This window comes from Georgenia sp. Z1491 (assembly GCF_049856175.1).
Classification (GTDB): Bacteria; Actinomycetota; Actinomycetes; order Actinomycetales; family Actinomycetaceae; genus JB111.
In genome coordinates, this window is sequence record NZ_JBNDNA010000005.1 from 71,839 (window position 1) to 87,173 (window position 15,335).

The 15,335-nt window shown below is 73.2% G+C and carries 16 protein-coding genes; 6 read left to right on the top strand and 10 right to left on the bottom strand.

Features of this window, described 5'->3' with window-relative positions; genetic code table 11:
* The first annotated feature begins 94 nt into the window (after nt 1–94).
* The 3 genes from ACPYO4_RS06720 (at nt 95) to ACPYO4_RS06730 (ending at nt 4,031) form a co-directional block, all read left to right on the top strand.
* The gene (locus ACPYO4_RS06720) at nt 95–1,153 is read left to right on the top strand and encodes a glutathione S-transferase family protein (RefSeq protein WP_425708443.1); all 1,059 of its coding nucleotides are present in this window, start codon (nt 95–97) and stop codon (nt 1,151–1,153) included.
* Nucleotides 1,154–1,414: 261 nt separating this feature from the next.
* Nucleotides 1,415–2,656, top strand: a complete 1,242-nt coding sequence (locus ACPYO4_RS06725; RefSeq protein WP_425708444.1) for a sulfurtransferase — start codon at nt 1,415–1,417, stop codon at nt 2,654–2,656.
* A gap of 100 nt (nt 2,657–2,756) precedes the next feature.
* Complete coding sequence (locus tag ACPYO4_RS06730; RefSeq protein WP_425708445.1) at nt 2,757–4,031, top strand: YeeE/YedE family protein; 1,275 nt, start codon at nt 2,757–2,759, stop codon at nt 4,029–4,031.
* Between the two features lie 17 nt (nt 4,032–4,048).
* Here ACPYO4_RS06730 and ACPYO4_RS06735 read toward each other — a convergent pair whose 3' ends face one another.
* From ACPYO4_RS06735 to ACPYO4_RS06750, 4 genes are all read right to left on the bottom strand, one after another.
* Nucleotides 4,049–6,028 (bottom strand): hypothetical protein, encoded by a 1,980-nt coding sequence (locus ACPYO4_RS06735; RefSeq protein WP_425708446.1) that lies wholly within the window; start codon nt 6,026–6,028, stop codon nt 4,049–4,051.
* Between the two features lie 65 nt (nt 6,029–6,093).
* Complete coding sequence (locus ACPYO4_RS06740; protein WP_425708610.1) at nt 6,094–6,858, bottom strand: HAD-IIB family hydrolase; 765 nt, start codon at nt 6,856–6,858, stop codon at nt 6,094–6,096.
* 130 nt (nt 6,859–6,988) lie between these two features.
* On the bottom strand, nt 6,989–7,336 hold the full coding sequence (locus ACPYO4_RS06745) for a type II toxin-antitoxin system PemK/MazF family toxin (protein ID WP_425708447.1): 348 nt from the start codon (nt 7,334–7,336) through the stop codon (nt 6,989–6,991).
* Nucleotides 7,309–7,530, bottom strand: coding sequence for an antitoxin MazE family protein (locus tag ACPYO4_RS06750; protein ID WP_425708448.1), 222 nt, complete (start codon nt 7,528–7,530; stop codon nt 7,309–7,311). The genes ACPYO4_RS06745 and ACPYO4_RS06750 overlap by 28 nt, the downstream gene beginning before the upstream one ends.
* Nucleotides 7,531–7,678: 148 nt before the next feature.
* Between ACPYO4_RS06750 and ACPYO4_RS06755 the strand changes: the two genes are divergently transcribed.
* Both ACPYO4_RS06755 and ACPYO4_RS06760 read left to right on the top strand, forming a co-directional pair.
* Nucleotides 7,679–8,503: a hypothetical protein gene (locus ACPYO4_RS06755; protein ID WP_425708449.1), complete on the top strand. Its 825-nt coding sequence runs from the start codon at nt 7,679–7,681 to the stop codon at nt 8,501–8,503.
* 20 nt (nt 8,504–8,523) lie between these two features.
* Complete coding sequence (locus ACPYO4_RS06760) at nt 8,524–9,306, top strand: class F sortase (protein WP_425708450.1); 783 nt, start codon at nt 8,524–8,526, stop codon at nt 9,304–9,306.
* A gap of 73 nt (nt 9,307–9,379) precedes the next feature.
* On the opposite strand, the gene dhaM is transcribed toward ACPYO4_RS06760, so the two are convergent.
* The 5 genes from dhaM to ACPYO4_RS06785 form a co-directional block, all read right to left on the bottom strand.
* Entirely contained in the window at nt 9,380–10,114 is a 735-nt protein-coding gene (gene dhaM, locus ACPYO4_RS06765; RefSeq protein ID WP_425708451.1) for a dihydroxyacetone kinase phosphoryl donor subunit DhaM, read from the bottom strand.
* Nucleotides 10,114–10,752 (bottom strand): dihydroxyacetone kinase subunit DhaL, encoded by a 639-nt coding sequence (dhaL, locus tag ACPYO4_RS06770; RefSeq protein ID WP_425708452.1) that lies wholly within the window; start codon nt 10,750–10,752, stop codon nt 10,114–10,116. Before dhaL ends, dhaM begins: the two co-directional genes overlap by 1 nt.
* A 117-nt stretch (nt 10,753–10,869) precedes the next feature.
* Nucleotides 10,870–11,862 carry a dihydroxyacetone kinase subunit DhaK gene (gene dhaK / locus ACPYO4_RS06775; protein ID WP_425708453.1) on the bottom strand — a complete coding sequence of 331 codons (993 nt, stop codon included), beginning with the start codon at nt 11,860–11,862 and terminating at the stop codon, nt 10,870–10,872.
* Between the two features lie 85 nt (nt 11,863–11,947).
* Nucleotides 11,948–13,753: a bifunctional folylpolyglutamate synthase/dihydrofolate synthase gene (locus tag ACPYO4_RS06780; RefSeq protein WP_425708454.1), complete on the bottom strand. Its 1,806-nt coding sequence runs from the start codon at nt 13,751–13,753 to the stop codon at nt 11,948–11,950.
* A gap of 164 nt (nt 13,754–13,917) precedes the next feature.
* Nucleotides 13,918–14,439, bottom strand: a complete 522-nt coding sequence (locus ACPYO4_RS06785) for a GNAT family N-acetyltransferase (RefSeq protein WP_425708455.1) — start codon at nt 14,437–14,439, stop codon at nt 13,918–13,920.
* Nucleotides 14,440–14,488: 49 nt separating this feature from the next.
* On the opposite strand from ACPYO4_RS06785, the gene ACPYO4_RS06790 reads away from it, so the two are divergent.
* Nucleotides 14,489–14,707, top strand: coding sequence for a hypothetical protein (locus tag ACPYO4_RS06790; RefSeq protein WP_425708456.1), 219 nt, complete (start codon nt 14,489–14,491; stop codon nt 14,705–14,707).
* Here the strand turns inward: ACPYO4_RS06790 and ACPYO4_RS06795 are convergent.
* Nucleotides 14,680–15,279 carry a DUF2087 domain-containing protein gene (locus tag ACPYO4_RS06795; protein ID WP_425708457.1) on the bottom strand — a complete coding sequence of 200 codons (600 nt, stop codon included), beginning with the start codon at nt 15,277–15,279 and terminating at the stop codon, nt 14,680–14,682. The two genes, ACPYO4_RS06790 and ACPYO4_RS06795, sit on opposite strands and share 28 nt — an antisense overlap.
* Nucleotides 15,280–15,335 lie beyond the last annotated feature (56 nt).

A 15,335-nucleotide genomic window follows, 5' to 3' on the forward strand; every position in this document is an offset into this window, starting at 1 on the left:
ATGGACACAAAACGGCAAGAAAAGGGGAGGGGCTGCGTCCCGGGCCCCTCCCCCCCCCCCCCCCGCGGCCCTCGTCGCGTCCTAGGCTGGGGCGATGAGCGACCAGCAGTCCGAGAGCCGGCCCGAGCACTCGACCGGCGGCACCTACTCGGTCCCGGGCAAGGAGTTCTCGCGGGACACGAACTACATCACCACGCGGATCGTCCGCGAGCCGGAACCCGGCTCCGGTGACTACCCCGTCGAGCCGAACCGCTACCGCCTCGTGGCCGCGCGGGCGTGCCCGTGGGCGAACCGTACGGTGATCGTGCGACGGCTCCTCGGCCTGGAGGGCGTGATCTCGCTGGGGCAGCCCGGCCCCACCCACGACGCCGACTCGTGGACCTTCGACCTCGACCCCGGCGGCGTCGACCCGGTGCTCGGCATCCCCCGGCTCAAGGACGCCTTCCTCGCGCGCGACCCCGACTACGCGCGCGGCATCACGGTGCCCGCGATCGTCGACGAGCGGTCGGGCGCCGTGGTGACGAACGACTTCGCCCAGATCACGCTCGACCTGTCGACGGAATGGACCGAGCACCACCGCGAGGCCGCCCCCGACCTGCTGCCGACGGCCCACCGCGACGAGATGGACGCGGTCATGCGGCACGTCTACACCGAGGTCAACAACGGCGTGTACCGCTGCGGGTTCGCCGGCTCCCAGGAGGCCTACGACGCCGCCTACGACCGGCTGTGGACCGCCCTGGACCAGCTCGAGGACAGGCTGACGGAGCGGCGCTACCTCGTCGGCGACACGATCACCGAGGCCGACGTCCGCCTGTTCACCACGCTCGCCCGCTTCGACGCCGTCTACCACGGGCACTTCAAGGCGAACCGCAACCTGCTGCGGGAGATGCCGGCCCTGTGGGGGTACGCGCGCGACCTGTTCCAGACCCCGGGCTTCGGCGACACGATCGACTTCGTCCAGATCAAGGAGCACTACTACGTGGTGCACACGGACATCAACCCGTCGGGCATCGTGCCCGCCGGACCGGCGCTGTGGAGCTGGCTGACGCCGCACGGCCGCGAGGCCCTCGGCGGACGCCCGTTCGGGGACGGAACCCCGCCGGGGCCGGTGGCCGCGGGCGAGGAGGTCGCCGAGGGGCACGGCGCGGTCTGACCCGGGCTCTCGCGGACCCGCGGGACCGCGGAGCTGCCGGCCTGCGGCCCTGCAGTCCCGCGGGTCCACAGGCCTGCAGACCCGCGGCCCCGAGCACCCGCAGCCCAGCGGCTCCACATACCTGAGGTCCCGGGATCTCAGCATGTGGATTCTGCGCACCTAGCGATACGACGCGGTCGGATTCCCTTTAACTTTCCACTACCGAGAGAGGCGCGGCACAGACGGCGCACCCGGCACGGAAGCCACCAAGGAGAGTCCCCCATGAGCGAGCAGAACACGCCCACCGAGCGCCCAGAGCCCACCGACGACGCGGGCTCCACCGGTTCGCCACCCGCACCCGAGGAAGCCACGTCTCCGCCCGCCGGCGGGCGCAAGACCTGGCAGACCGTCGTCGCCGTCGTCGCCGTGGCGGCCCTGGCCGGCACTGCCGGCCTGCTGATCGGCCGCGGTGGCACGGCGGAGGCGGACGCGGACACCCCGGGCAGCGGCGCCGGCCAGGCGGGTGCGGTCGACGGGGACACCGTCGTGGCCGACACCGTCTCCCAGAGCTTCGCCGAGGGCGAGCACCGCGGTCTCGACTCGGTCCACCAGGGCGGCGACGAGGACATCGAGAACGTCCTGGTCTCCACCGACTGGCTCGCCGAGCAGATCGGGTCGGGGCTGGAGGAGAACAACATCGTGCTGGTCGACGTCAGCGAGCAGCTCGCCTCCTCCGAGCTCACGCCCTACGTCGACGGCCACATCCCCGGCGCACAGTTCCTCGACTGGGCGACCTCCTTCACCCAGGACAACACCCGCGAGTTCATCGACGCCGACCAGTTCACCGAGGTCAGCCAGGGCCTCGGCCTGGACGAGGACTCCACCCTGGTGCTCTACGGGGACAACAACAACTGGTTCGCGGCCTACGCCGCCTGGGTGTTCAACCTCTACGGCTTCGAGGACGTCCGCCTGCTCGACGGCGGCCTGCACAAGTGGGAGCAGGTCGACGGGCGCGAGCTCGTCCAGGAGGTCCCCCAGCCCGAGCCCGGCACGTGGGTCGCCCAGCCGCAGAACTTCGACATCCGCGCGTTCCAGCCCGAGGTGCTCGACGCCGTCGACACCGGCAGCCACACCCTCATCGACATCCGCTCGACCGAGGAGTACAACGGCGAGGTCGGCGTCGACCCGGCGATCTTCGGGGGCGAGTCCACGGTGATCTGGGGGCACATCCCCGGCGCGATCAACGTCCCGTGGGGCTCCATCGTCAACGAGGACGGCACCTACCGCAGCGCCGAGGAGATCCGCGCGGTCTACGAGGAGGCGGGCGTGGACCTCGACGGCCCGATCATCACCTACTGCAGGATCGGCGAGCGCTCCTCGCACACCTGGTTCGCCCTCTCCCAGATCCTCGGCCTCGACGTGCAGAACTACGACGGCAGCTGGACCGAGTGGGGCAACACCGTCGGTGTGCCGGTCACCAACGAGACCGGCGACCGCGGCGGCGTGTGGGGCACGAGCCGGTAGTCCTCCCGCCCGGCACGGGCGACCCCACCGATGCCCCCGACGGCGGACGCGCCTCGCGCCTCCGCCGTCGGGGCACGCCACCGAAAGGACGACGACGACCGTGAGCACAGCACCCGTGGCAGCCCCTGCGGCCGGCCCTGCCCCCTCGCCCCGGGCGACCCCCGAGGGCGAACGACCGCTCGGCTGGACGCCGGCCGACACCGTACGGACCGTGATCGCGCTGACGGTGGCCGTCGCGCTGCTGGCGACGGCCGGCTGGCTCGGGTCCGTGCGCGGCGACGGGGTCGGGGGCAGCGCGGCGAGCTTCGCGCTGCTCGCCGGCACCGGTCTCGGCATCCTCTTCGAGCGCGGCCGGTTCTGCTTCTTCTGCATCTTCCGCGACGCCTTCGAGAAGAAGAACACCCGGGGCGTCTACTCGATCCTCACCGCGATCGGCGTGGGCACCGTGGGCTACGCGCTCGTCTTCTCGATCCGGCTGCCCGACCCCACGTCTGGCACGCTGCCCTCCGGCGCGCACATCGCGCCGGTCAGCATCGCGCTCGTCGTGGCCGGCCTCGTGTTCGGGGCCGGTGTAGTGATCTCCGGCGGCTGCATCGCCGGTCACCTCTACCGCCTCGGCGAGGGCAGCCTGCGCTCGATCCCCGCGCTGCTCGGCGCGCTGATCGGGTTCGGGCTCGGCTTCCTCACGTGGAACCCGATCTACTCGCACGTCGTCGTCGGCGCGCCTGTGCCGTGGCTGCCGGCCGGCGCCGGATACGGGATCGCCGTCGCCCTGCAGCTCGGCGTGCTCGCCGCGGTGGCCGTCGCGCTGCTCCGGTGGAACCCGCCGATCGCGGCGCGGCCACGACGCACGCTCGACGCCGACACCCTCCGCCGCCTGGTCTTCTTCAAACGGTGGCCGGCCCTGGCCACGGGCGCCGGCGTGGGCGTCATCGGTTTCCTGGCGTTCCTGCGCGACCGTCCGCTCGGCGTGACCTCGCAGCTGTCCAGCCTGACCCGCACGACGATGGACTCGGTCGACGCCCTGCCCCACACCCTCCTCGGGCTCGACGTCAGCCTGGGCGGCTGCGTCGCCCTCGTGGTCGACACGATCACCTCCAACGGGTGGCTCGTCATCGGGATCGTCGCGGGCTCCTTCGCCGCGGCGCTGCCGGGCAGGCGGTTCTCGATCGAGCCGCTGACCCTGCGCGGCTCCGGGACCGGGCTCCTCGGCGGTGTGCTCATCGGCTGGGCCTCGATCATCGGCCTGGGCTGCACGATCGGCGTCTTCCTGTCCGGGACGCAGGCGCTGGCCGTGTCCGGCTGGGTGTTCGCCGGTGCCGTCGTGCTCGCGCTCGGCGTCGGGTTCCGGCTCGGTCTGCACCGCGGAACCTGACCCGCACCCGGCACGAGCTACTGGTAGGTGACCAGGTCCGGGGTCGGCTCGACCGCCATCGTCCCCTCCGGGGTCAGCATCGGCGTGTCCTCGTCGTAGAAGTTCTTCCAGCCCCACGCGGTCACGGACGGTGCGTTGTCGAGCAGCGTGCGCCACGTCGTCTGCTTGTCGCCCTGCGCGCCCTGGCCGTCGGCATGGATGAGCACCTGGACCTCGTCGCGCGACTGGTCGACCTGGTCGACGTCGGGGATCATCCGCACCTGGAACTGGTGCAGGACGAGGAGCTTCTGCGGCAGGTCGTGCTCCGACGTGAGGTCGGCGAGGTAGGTGACGACCTCGTTGACCTCCTCGACCGGGACCTGCCCGATCTGGGTGAGGTGGACCTGGTCCGGCGTGAGCCGCCACTCCGGGTCGAGCGCGAGCCCGACGTGCGGCTCGAGCAGCAGCTCCTCGTAGATCTGCGCCTGCGTGACGAAGTCCGTGCGGCCGGGCTGCAGGTCGAGCACGACGTACAGCCCGTGCTCGCCGGCGAGGTCGACGAGGGGGCGGATCCGCTCGACCGGCGTCTCGTTGGAGTAGTCGCCGTCGTCGCCCGGCTCACCGGAGGCCACGGTCGCGATGATCTCCAGCGTGGGCACCACCGTCTCGTCGGTGAGCCCCTCGTACTCGGCGGCGACCTCCTCCGCCCTGGCGATCGTCTCCTCGGGCCCCTGCTCGCCGAGCACGCCGAGGGCGGAGGAGTCGGGGCTGCCGTAGAGCGCGACGTAGAGCGCGCCGGTCTGGTCGCCGTCCGGCTCGGGCAGCACGAGCTGGCCGCCCGCCGGCAGCTGGACACCGGTGGCGGCACTCCTCGTCCGGGTGGCCAGCTGATCGGCGTCGCCGAGACCGGGCGAGAGTCCGACGACGACGAGACCCGACTCCGCCTCGGCCTCGCCCTCGGCGGTGGCCGGGTCGGAGGGCGACTCGCCGGGGGCACCGTCGGACTCGTCGGACTCGGCGGACTCGTCGGACTCGTCGGAGTCGCTCCCGGCGCCGTCGCTCGACGCCTCCGGCCCACCTGAGGCACTCTCCTCGTCCGGTGCCAGGCCCAGGTCGGTGGCCAGCGCATGGACGGCCTCGACGCCGGCCGCGCTCGCGCGCGGGTCGCCGCCGCTCGCCACGACGACGTTGGCTCCGGCCGCCCGTGCGGTGGCGGCGACGGCGAGCTCGTCGAGGGTGCCGCCCCCGAGTGCGACGGTCTCGCCGGCGGAGGCCTCGGTGTCACCGAGGTCGGGCAGCTCGGTGACGACGTCGTGCGAGCCCGTCTCGGCGGCGCCGTCGCTCGCCGGCTCCGTCGGGCCGTCCGAGGTCGTCCCTGCCGGACCGTCGCTCGCCGGCTCGGCCGGGCCGTCCGTGGTCGTCTCGGCGCCGGCAGCGCCGGGACCCCAGTCCGCACCGGCCACGACGAGCGCCTCGGCGCCGGTCCCGGCCACGGCGCTGACGGCCTCCGAGGACTCGACCTCCTGTACGTCGGGCCCGCCGAGCAGCTCGGCGAGCGCGGCATCGTCGGCCGGGGCGGCGACATCGACGCCGACGTCCCCGGGGACCGACACCGGCCCGACGGCGAGGACCGTGGTCGCGCCGAGGCGCTCGATCTCGGCGGCCTCGGCCGCGTCATCGCCGTCGACCAGGACGGGCACCCCGAGGTGCACGCCGGCGGAGGCCGCCTCGACGGAACGGGGTCCGCCGTCGGGCGCGAGGACGACGACCGGGGACGAGTCGAAATAGGTGCCGGCGGCCGCGACGGAACGCGCGGTGCCCTCCCCCTCGAGCACGAGCGACTCCCCCGGCGCGGCGGCCTGCGCGACGTGGGCGGTGGAACCGTCGGCACCGCCGTCGCCGTCCTGCCCGCCGTCCCCCTCGGCGTCGTCGCCGCCCGAGCCGCAGGCAGCAAGGACGAGCGTGCTGGTGGCCAGCGCGGCGAGCGCAGCGCGCCGCGGTGATCGAACGGTGCTCATGTCACCCCTCCCGGTCGGAACCCGACCACGGTAGGCGCATCTGGACCGATGGTCGCCAGGAGAGCTCAGGACGTGGCGGGCCCGTCGGTGTCGAGGTCGGCCACCAGGGCCGTCACCAGGTCGACCGTCTCCTCCCAGCCGGTGACCGCCCGGCAGGGCACGCCGAGGTCGAGGACCGGGCGGTCGTTGCCGCCCTCGTCGAGGCGGTCGCCGACGAAGAGCATGTCCGCCAGCGCGACGCCGGTCCGCTGTGCGAGCCGCTCCATGCCGTACGCCTTGTCGATGCCGGTGGCCGTGATGTCCACGGAGGTCGAACCGCCGGAGCGGACCTCGAGGTCCGGCAGGTCGGCGGCGACGGCGGCGCGCAGGCGTTCCTTCTTCTCGCCCGTGGGGTCCCACGCCTTCTTCGCGTCCACGGGGGCCCGCTGGCCGAGGGCGGAGAACGTCATCTGGGTGCCGCGGTCCTCGATGATGTCGCCCCACGTGTCCGGCTCCCACAGGCCGAGCTCGCGGGCCCGGCGCTCGAGCGAGGCGGCCGCGGCCGAGCGCATGGCCTCGGGAAGCTCGTGGGCGTAGATCTCGACCAGCTGCTCGCCCTCGACCCGGAGGTAGCGGGTGCCGCACGTGGGCAGGAGGTGGAGGTCGGTGAGGTCGTGGCCGGCCATCCGCTCGACCACCTGGGTGCGGAACTGCGAGACGTCGCCGCCCGAGATGAGGCAGACGGGCACGCGGGCGAGGAGGTCCGCGAGCGCGCGGACCATCGGGTCCGGCAGGGGCTGCTTCGACGGCGCGAGCGTGTCGTCGAGGTCGAAGGCCACGAGGGCTGGCATGGGCACGGCGGCTCCCGGGGTCGGTGGCGGAGCCTCGATCGTAGGCTCGCTGCCCGGGTCTGTCGGGAGCGGTTGTCCTGCACCACGTCGGTGCCGATGGCCTCCGCAGCCCCGGGGCGAACCGGGCCGGTCAGCCCGCGAGGCCGAGGAAGGCGAGCAGTGCCCGGTTCAGCCGCACGAGCTCGTCGTCGGGCAGCCGTCCCACCCGCTCGCGCACGCCTGCACGCGGCACGGTGGTGACCTTGTCGACCATGATCCAGCTGGACCGAGCGATGCCGACGGCGGGGTCCACAGGAATCCTCAGCAACGGGGCGTCGACAGCGCTGGTGGTCATCGGGCAGACCGTCACGGACCCGGTCGCATCGAAGCGGTCGTCCTGGACGATCACCACGGGCCGTGGCTTTCCGGAGTAGCTGCCCCGCGCAGCAGCGGTCCATATCTCGCCGCGTCTCACTCGCCCTCGTCCTCGTCGCCCCACTCCACCGATATGGCGTCGACGAAGGCCTGGTCGTCGCTCTCGTGTGCGCTGCCGGCCACGAGAGTCGACTGGCGATGCGCCTCCGCCACGAACTCGGGTGCGCGCACGTCCGGCACCCAGATCTGCACCGGTCGCAGCCCCTGGTCACGGAGACGCTGGCGATACGCCTGGACCCTCTCGCGCGTGCTCGCCATGCACCGATGTTACATGTCACGCACTCTCGCGAGCAACGGTTCGGCAGAGCGACGACGGAATCTCGGCGTCGTCGAATCCGCACCCATCCGATCGCCCACCGGCTCCGAACCCTGCGTGTCCGACCGACGGATCACGAAGGAGCTCATCATGCGAACGACGAAGTTCTTGGCAGCACCGGCCCTGGCGCTCGGTGCCCTGACCCTGGCGGCCGGCCCGGCGCTGGCGCACGGCCACGACGACGGGCACGACGACGGCGGTCACGACGGCGGCAGCCACGCCGAAGGCACCTGGTCCGGCCAGGCCCACCTGGGAGAGCTCAACAACAGCGGGACGACCGGCGACTTCTGGCTCGAGCTCGACGGCCACGAGGCGACCGTGTCGATGAACGTCTCCGGTGCGGCCGAGACGTTCATGGACGCACCGTTCCCGCACGCGCAGCACATCCACATCGGCGCGGAGGGGACCTGCCCCGGGCCGGAGGCCGACATGAACGGCGACGACGCGGTCAACGTCGAGGAGGGCCACCCCTTCTACGGCATGATCGCCACCTCGCTGACCACCGAGGGCGACACGAGCCCTGACTCCGGCCTGGCCGTCGACCGCTTCCCGGGCGGCTCGGCCTACACGTACGAGCGGACCCTCGAGCTCGACGACGACACCGTGGCGGCCCTCGCGGACGGCACCGCCGTCGTGGTCGTCCACGGCGTCGACCCCGCGAACCTGTCCGACGCCGCGGCCGGCGCGCAGAGCGAGCTCGACCCGTCGCTGCCCCTGGCCGCGACGCTGCCGGCGGCCTGCGGACCGGTGACGGTCTCGCAGGTGGGCGAGATGCCGCACGGCGGCGCCGACACCGGCTCGCCGGTGCAGCAGTCGGACGACGGCACCGCGCTCGCGGTCGGCGCCGGCGTGCTCGGGGTCGGCATCCTCGGCGGCGGAGCCTGGGCGCTCAAGCGTCGCGCCGCCACGGCCTGACGGGTCGGGAGCACCCCGTGATGCCTCGCATCCACGGTCGCCGCGCGGGCCTCACGGCCGGCGCGGCGGCCGTGCTCCTGGTCCTCGGCGCCTGCTCGGGGACCGACGAGCCCGACTACGCCGACCCGGTCGGCCCCTCGGCGTCGAGCACTCCTGACGGGGATCGCGGGTCGACCACCCCGAACGGGGAGCAGGTCCCACCGTCGGACGGCGCGGCCCCCGACGCGCCCACGGACGGCCCGGGGCCTGCTCCCTCCCCCGGTGACGGGTCCAGTTCTCCGACCGACGCGCCCGCTCCGCAGGAGGACGGCGCGCAGGAGGCGGAGGAGGTACCCGTCGCCGATGCCATGCCCGCCTCGGAGCCGGCCCGGATCGAGATCCCGAGCCTCGGCGTCTCCTCGGAGGTCATGGACCTCGGTCGCCAGGAGAACGGGGTCATCGAGGTCCCGCCGTACAACCTCGGGTCGCCGGCCGGCTGGTACGTCCACTCGCCGACCCCCGGAGAGGCCGGTCCGTCCGTCGTCCTCGGGCACCGCAACGGCAGCGAGGGCGGGCCCGGGATCTTCGCGGACCTGCCCCGGACCGAGGTCGGAGACACCGTGGAGGTCACGCGGGAGGACGGTTCGGTGGCGACGTTCACCGTCTACCGGACCGAGCAGTTCTACCAGCAGGAGTTCCCCACGCTGGACGTCTACGGGAACACGGCGGGGCCCGAGATCCGCCTCATCACCTGCGACGGGCTCAACCCTGAGACCGGGCAGCTGGAGGACAACTTCATCGTCTACGCCGCCCTGGACGCCTGACGGGACCGGCCGGTCGCCGGCGGCGTCGGCCCGTGGTCAGGCGAAGGTCCGTCGTCGGGTGCCGGTCCGCGGGTCAGCCCTTGGCCTCGGCGATCACGCGCACGACCGCGGCCACGGCCTCGGCGGCGTCGGCGCCGGTGGCCGCCACGGTGAGCTCGGTGCCCGGCTTGACGTTCTTCGCCATGAGGGCGAGGACGCTGCGTGCGTCGGCGCCGTCGATCGTCACGGCCGCCTCGAACGTGGCCGCCGTCGTCGCGACGGCCGCGGCCGGCCGGGCGTGCAGGCCCATCGGGTCCTCGATGACGACGGTCTCCCGGACAGCGTCGGCGGCCGAGGCGTCGCCTGCTCCGGGGGAGGTACCGCCCTCCGCCGCGGTCGCGTCCGGCTCGCCCTCCGCCGCCGCACCCGCGGCACCGTCGACGAGGCTGCGCCCGGCCGCCGCGACCGCGCCGGCGACCGCCGTCAGGTCCCCGCCACCCTGCGCCTCGACCGCCGCGGCGACGACCCCCTCCACGAGCGGACCGGTCGCGTGACGGGCGGGCTCGTCGTCGTGCAGCTCGAGGACCGAGTCGATCGTCATCGCCGCCGACCCTAGGTCCGCGACGAGCACCACGCCGGACACCTCGTCCTCGGCGAGCAGGTCGGTCAGGGCCGTCTCCAGGGCGTCGAAGCTCGTCCCGATCCGGCCGTCGTCGGTGCCGCCGACACCGACGATCCGCACGTCGGGCGCCATCTGCGCCGCGAGCTCGACCAGCCCGTCCGCGAGCGCCCGCGAGTGGGACACCGCGACGAGCGCGACCCTGGACATCAGTTCGCCTGGGCCGCGGCGGCGTCGGCGGCCGCGCGCAGGAGGAGCGCGGTCGAGCGGGCCCCCGGGTCCATGTGGCCCGCGGAGCGCTCACCCAGGTAGGAGGCGCGCCCCTTGGTGGCCACGAGCGGGACGGTGGCCTCGGCGCCCTCCTGAGCGGCGGTGGCGGCGGCCTCGAGCGCGGCGGTGGCGTCCCCGCCGTCGGACTGCACCTTCTTCGCCGCCTCGAGGGCGGGGGCGAGGGCGTCGACCATCGTCTTCTCCCCCGGCGTCGCGCGGCCGCGGGCCTTGACGCCCTCGAGGGCGGCCTCGAGGAACGCGGCCACGCCGGCGGCGTCGACCTCCTCGCCGATCTGCTTGGAGCCCCGCAGGAACGCGGTGCCGTAGAGCGGGCCCGCCGCTCCCCCGACGACGGACATCAGCGTGCTGGCCACGCCCTTGAGGACGTCCGGGACCGTCGCGGGTGCGGAGGTCTCGAAGCGCGGCGCGATCGCGGAGAAGCCCCGGTCGAGGTTCTCGCCGTGGTCGGCGTCGCCGATCGCTCGGTCGAGGTCGATGAGCTCGATGCGGTGCTCGGCGATGGTCGCCGTCGCCCTGCTCACCCAGTCCAGCGCCCAGTCCGTGCCCAGCGTGCTCATGTCTCTCCTCAGGTCGTTCTCGGTGTGCGTATGTCGGTCGGTGTGCGTGCGCGACCCGTCAGGGCCTGCGCCGCCCGCGCCGACCCGGCCGCACGGGCGGCCGGGTCGGCCTACGGATCAGCCCTGCGTCCAGGCGACCGTGCGGGCGGGGGCGTCGTACAGGGCGAGCAGCTCGTCGTCGACCTTGAGCACGGTGACCGAGGCACCCGCCATGTCGAGGCTGGTCACGTAGCTGCCGACCTTCGAACGGACGACCTCGACGCCCTTCTCCTCCAGCCGCGCGCGGGCGCGGCCGTAGATGAGGTAGAGCTCGGAGTCCGGGGTGGCGCCCATGCCGTTGACGAGGAGGACGACCTTCTCGCCGCCGGTGAGCCCCAGGTCCTCGACCACCGGGTCGGTGAGCTGGTCGGTGAGCTCGTCGGAGGTCGTCATCGGGATGCGACGGCGGCCGGGCTCGCCGTGGATGCCGATGCCGATCTCGACCTCGTCGTCGCCCAGGTCGAACGAGTGCTCGCCCGTGCTCGGCGAGACCGGCGAGTCGAGCGCGAGGCCCATCGACCGCACGTTGTCGGCGGCGCGCTGCGCGAGAGCGGTGACGCCCGCGAGGTCGTCCCCGCGCGCGGCGGCGGCCCCGGCGATCTTCTCCACGAGGATCGTGCCGGCCACGCCGCGCCGGCCCGCGGTGTAGAGGGAGTCCTCGACCGCGACGTCGTCGTTGACCAGGACGGTCGTGATCTCGACGTCGTCCGCGAGCTCGGCGGCGGTCTCGAAGTTGAGCACGTCGCCCGTGTAGTTCTTGACGATGTGCAGGACGCCGGCGCCGGAATCGACCGCACGGCTCGCCGCCTCGATCGGGTCCGGCGAGGGCGAGGTGAAGACGGGACCGGGGACGGCGGCGTCGAGCATGCCCTCGCCGACGAACCCGGCGTGCATCGGCTCGTGTCCGGAGCCGCCGCCGGAGATCACGCCGACGCGTCCGGCCACCGGGGCGTCGTTGCGCACGACGTACAGGGGGTCGGCGTTGACCCCGAGGATGTCGGAGTGGGCGAGACCGAACGCGCGGACGGACTCGTCGACGAAGCGGGCCGGGTCGTTGAGGAACTTCTTCATGGCATCTCCCTCGATGGCTGGTGGGCACCATCCTGCCGCGTCGTGCGTGCGGCGTCACTCCCGTCCGCCGGCCGTGGACGGATTCTCAGCCCCGGGTGTGCCCGGTGACCTCGCGGGCGCGGCCGGCGAGCACGACTGACCCGACGACGAGGACCGCGGTCCGCGTGACGAGCTCCGACTGGTCGGCCTCGGCGAGGGTGGCGGCCCGGTCGATGGCCTCGTCGAGGCGGGGCACGAGATGGACGCGCTCCTCACCGAACACCTCGCGGGCGATCTCGGCGAGCTCCTCGGCGGGCATCGCGCGGTCGGTGCCGGCGTCGGTGATGACGACCTCCTCCAGGAGGGGCTCGAGCTCGCCGAGCATCGCCTCCGCCTCCTTGTCGTACATCACTCCCACGACGCCGACGACGTGCTCGAGGTCGAACGCCTCCGCCAGGCCCTCGCGCAGGGCCTCGATGCCGGCGGGGTTGTGCGCGGCGTCGACGATGACCAGCGGCGAGGCGCGGACCACCTCGAGGCGGCCCGGCGAGGTCACGCCCGCGAAGGCCTGCTCCACGACGTCGCCGGCGAGCGCCGCCCCGCCGAAGAACTGCTCGACGGCGGCCAGCGCCAGGAGCGCGTTGCGGGCCTGGTGGGCACCGTGCAGCGGGAGGAAGATCCCCTCGTAGACGCCGGCGGGGGTGCTCAGGGTGAGGACCTGGCCGCCGACCGCGGTCTCCCGGTCGACGACCTCGAGCTCGACGTCCTCGCGGACGAGCCGGGCGCCCGCGGTGGCCGCGGCGGACAGCACGATGCCCTCGACCTCCTCGTGCTGGCGGGCCACGACGACGGTCGCGCCCTCCTCGATGATGCCGACCTTCTCGTTGGCGATGTCGGTGAGGGTGGAGCCGAGCCAGCGCATGTGGTCGCGCTCGATGGTGGTGAGGACGGCGACCTGGCCGCGCGCGACGTTGGTGGCGTCCCAGCGACCCCCCAGGCCGACCTCGACGACCGCCACGTCGACGGGGGTGTCCGCGAAGGCCGCGTAGCCCAGGACGGTGAGGAGCTCGAAGAAGCTGAGGCGCGCGCCGCCGTCGGCGACGTTCCGCTCGTCGATGAGATCGAGGTACGGGGCGACGTCGTGGTAAGCGGTGAGGAAGTCCGGCGTCGAGATGGGGGCGCCGTCCAGCGCGATGCGCTCGCGCACCGAGTGCAGGTGGGGGGAGGTGAACCGGCCGGTGCGCAGGCCGCGCTCGCGCAGCAGCGCCTCGATCATGCGGGCGGTCGAGGACTTGCCGTTGGTGCCGGTGAGGTGGATGACCGGGTAGGAGTCCTGCGGGTTCCCCAGGAGGTCGAGCGCCTCGCGGACGCGCTCCAGGCTCGGCTGCGGGGCGTGCTCGGGGGCGCGGGCGACGATCTGCGCGGCGAGCTCGGCGAGCGCCGCCTCCTCCTCGGGGGTGCCCTCGCCGGTGGGGTTCTCCGACGACGCCGGGTCGCCGGTCGGGTCGCCGGCGCCCGCGTCGTCGGTGCCCGCGTAGGGGGCGTGCGGGTCGTCGTCGGGGCGATGGGCGTCGTCGGGGTCGATCCGCTCGTCGTCGCTGACGAACAGCTCGTCGTAGTCGTCGTCGAAGTCGGCGTCCCGACCGGCCTCGCCGGCGACCTCCCGGACGACGTCGTCGTCGGGTCCGCCGAACAGGCCGGAGCGCAGGACGACCTGGAGGTCGGCCTCGCGCTCGTCGTCCTCCGCCCGGGCCTCGGCCAGGCGTTCGGCCAGCTCGGGGTCGGCCTCGTCCTCCGCGGCGGCGAGGGCCTCGTCGATCGTCGGGAAGGACTCGCTGATCGCGGGCTCGTCGCCGCGCATGTCGTCGCGCGCGTCGTCGTCGGGCCGCTCGTTACCGCCGGGAGTCGTCACCGTCCGATCCTCCCACGCGCCGGGGGCTCGCCGCCGGGGCGATCGGCTCTACCACCGCTCCACCCGAGCTTCACCGACTTCGTGCCTGAGCCGTCGAGGTCGTGCTTCGGAGGCACGACCTCGCCACACCAGGCACGACCTCGCCACCGTGGGGCGAAGCCGCCTCAGTCCAGCGGCAGCTTGTAGCCCTCGTGGGTGGCTCGGTAGCCGAGTCGCTCGTAGAACCGGTGCGCGTCCGCGCGCGACCTGTCGGTCGTCAGCTGGACGAAGCGGGCGCCCCGGCTGCGGCCGTAGGCGTGGGCCCAGTCGAACATCGCCCCGCCGAGGCCGGAGCCGCGGGTCGTGGCCGCCACCCGCACGCCCTCGATCTGGAGGCGGAGCGCGCCGCCGCGCGAGAGGCCCGGCAGGAGCGTGAGCTGCATGACGCCGACGACCTGCCCCTGAGAGTCGCGCGCGCACGCGAGGTAGTGGCTCGGGTCGCGATCGATCGCCTCGAACGCGCGCTCGTAGGCGGCGAGGTCGTGGTCCTCGCGCTGGGCGCCGAGCACGTCGTCCCGGAGCAGGTCGACGATCGCCGGGACGTCCTCCGCCCTCGCCCGGTCGACCCGGTAGGTCACCCCGCCGGCCTCGAGCACGCCGTCGGGCGTCACCGCTGCTGGGCTCTGGGGTCCTCCGGAGGTGCGCACGCACCGATGCTGCCACGCGCGCCCCACCCCTTGTCCGGATTCCCGTCGCGTGCTGCAGGAGTTCTTCCGCGGCGCGATGAGCTCGCTCCGGCCCCGACTGACCCTGCATCGGGTGATCGACGGTGGGCGGGCGATCGCCATGGAGATGACCGAGCGGTGGACGCATGACGACCAGGAAAGGACGGCCGCGCTCGTGGCCGTCCTCGACATTGCCGACGGTCGCATCTCGGGGGCGAAGATCTACCGCGAGGGGTCGGCCGAGCCCTGATCGCCCCCGCCGCCGTTCGTGTCACATCTGGATGGACCCGCGACGACGTCCGCGCTCTCGTTGTCGAGGACTCGTGCGTACTCAGACCCTGACGGGGTCCTCTCCATCACCTCGTGGTCGATCATCTCGCGTCGCAGTCGCGCCGTATCGTCTGCGAACGCTGTCAGACGCTCGCTCAGCTCCCGCTCCGGGAGCACCTCGCCCTCGCCGATCGTCTTTCTCGCGAGGAGGTGGAGCAGTGCGCGACGCTCGTCGAGATCGGTGGGGTAGCGATCGATGCGACCTTCGCCGTCGAGGAATCTCTCGGGGCCTTGCGGTCGGTCGGAGGCACCGGCTGCGAGCGCATCGGCGAACACGTCACTGCAGGCCACGAAGGTGCCTTCCTCCTCACGAACGAGACCGGATCGCACGAGGGCATCGAGCGTGCGCCGCCGCCGTGTCGGACCGAGGTCGGAACCGATCACCTCCGCCGACTCGCCGACCACGATCTGTGAGAACACGAGTCGGCAGTGCGGATTCGCAAGTGCCGCGATGAGTGGCCGCCAGTCCGCGTGCTGAGGCGATGCGCGCATGCCACCAGGCTAGGTGGACCTGTCACGTCGAGCCCGCGCATTCTTGCTCGGACCTT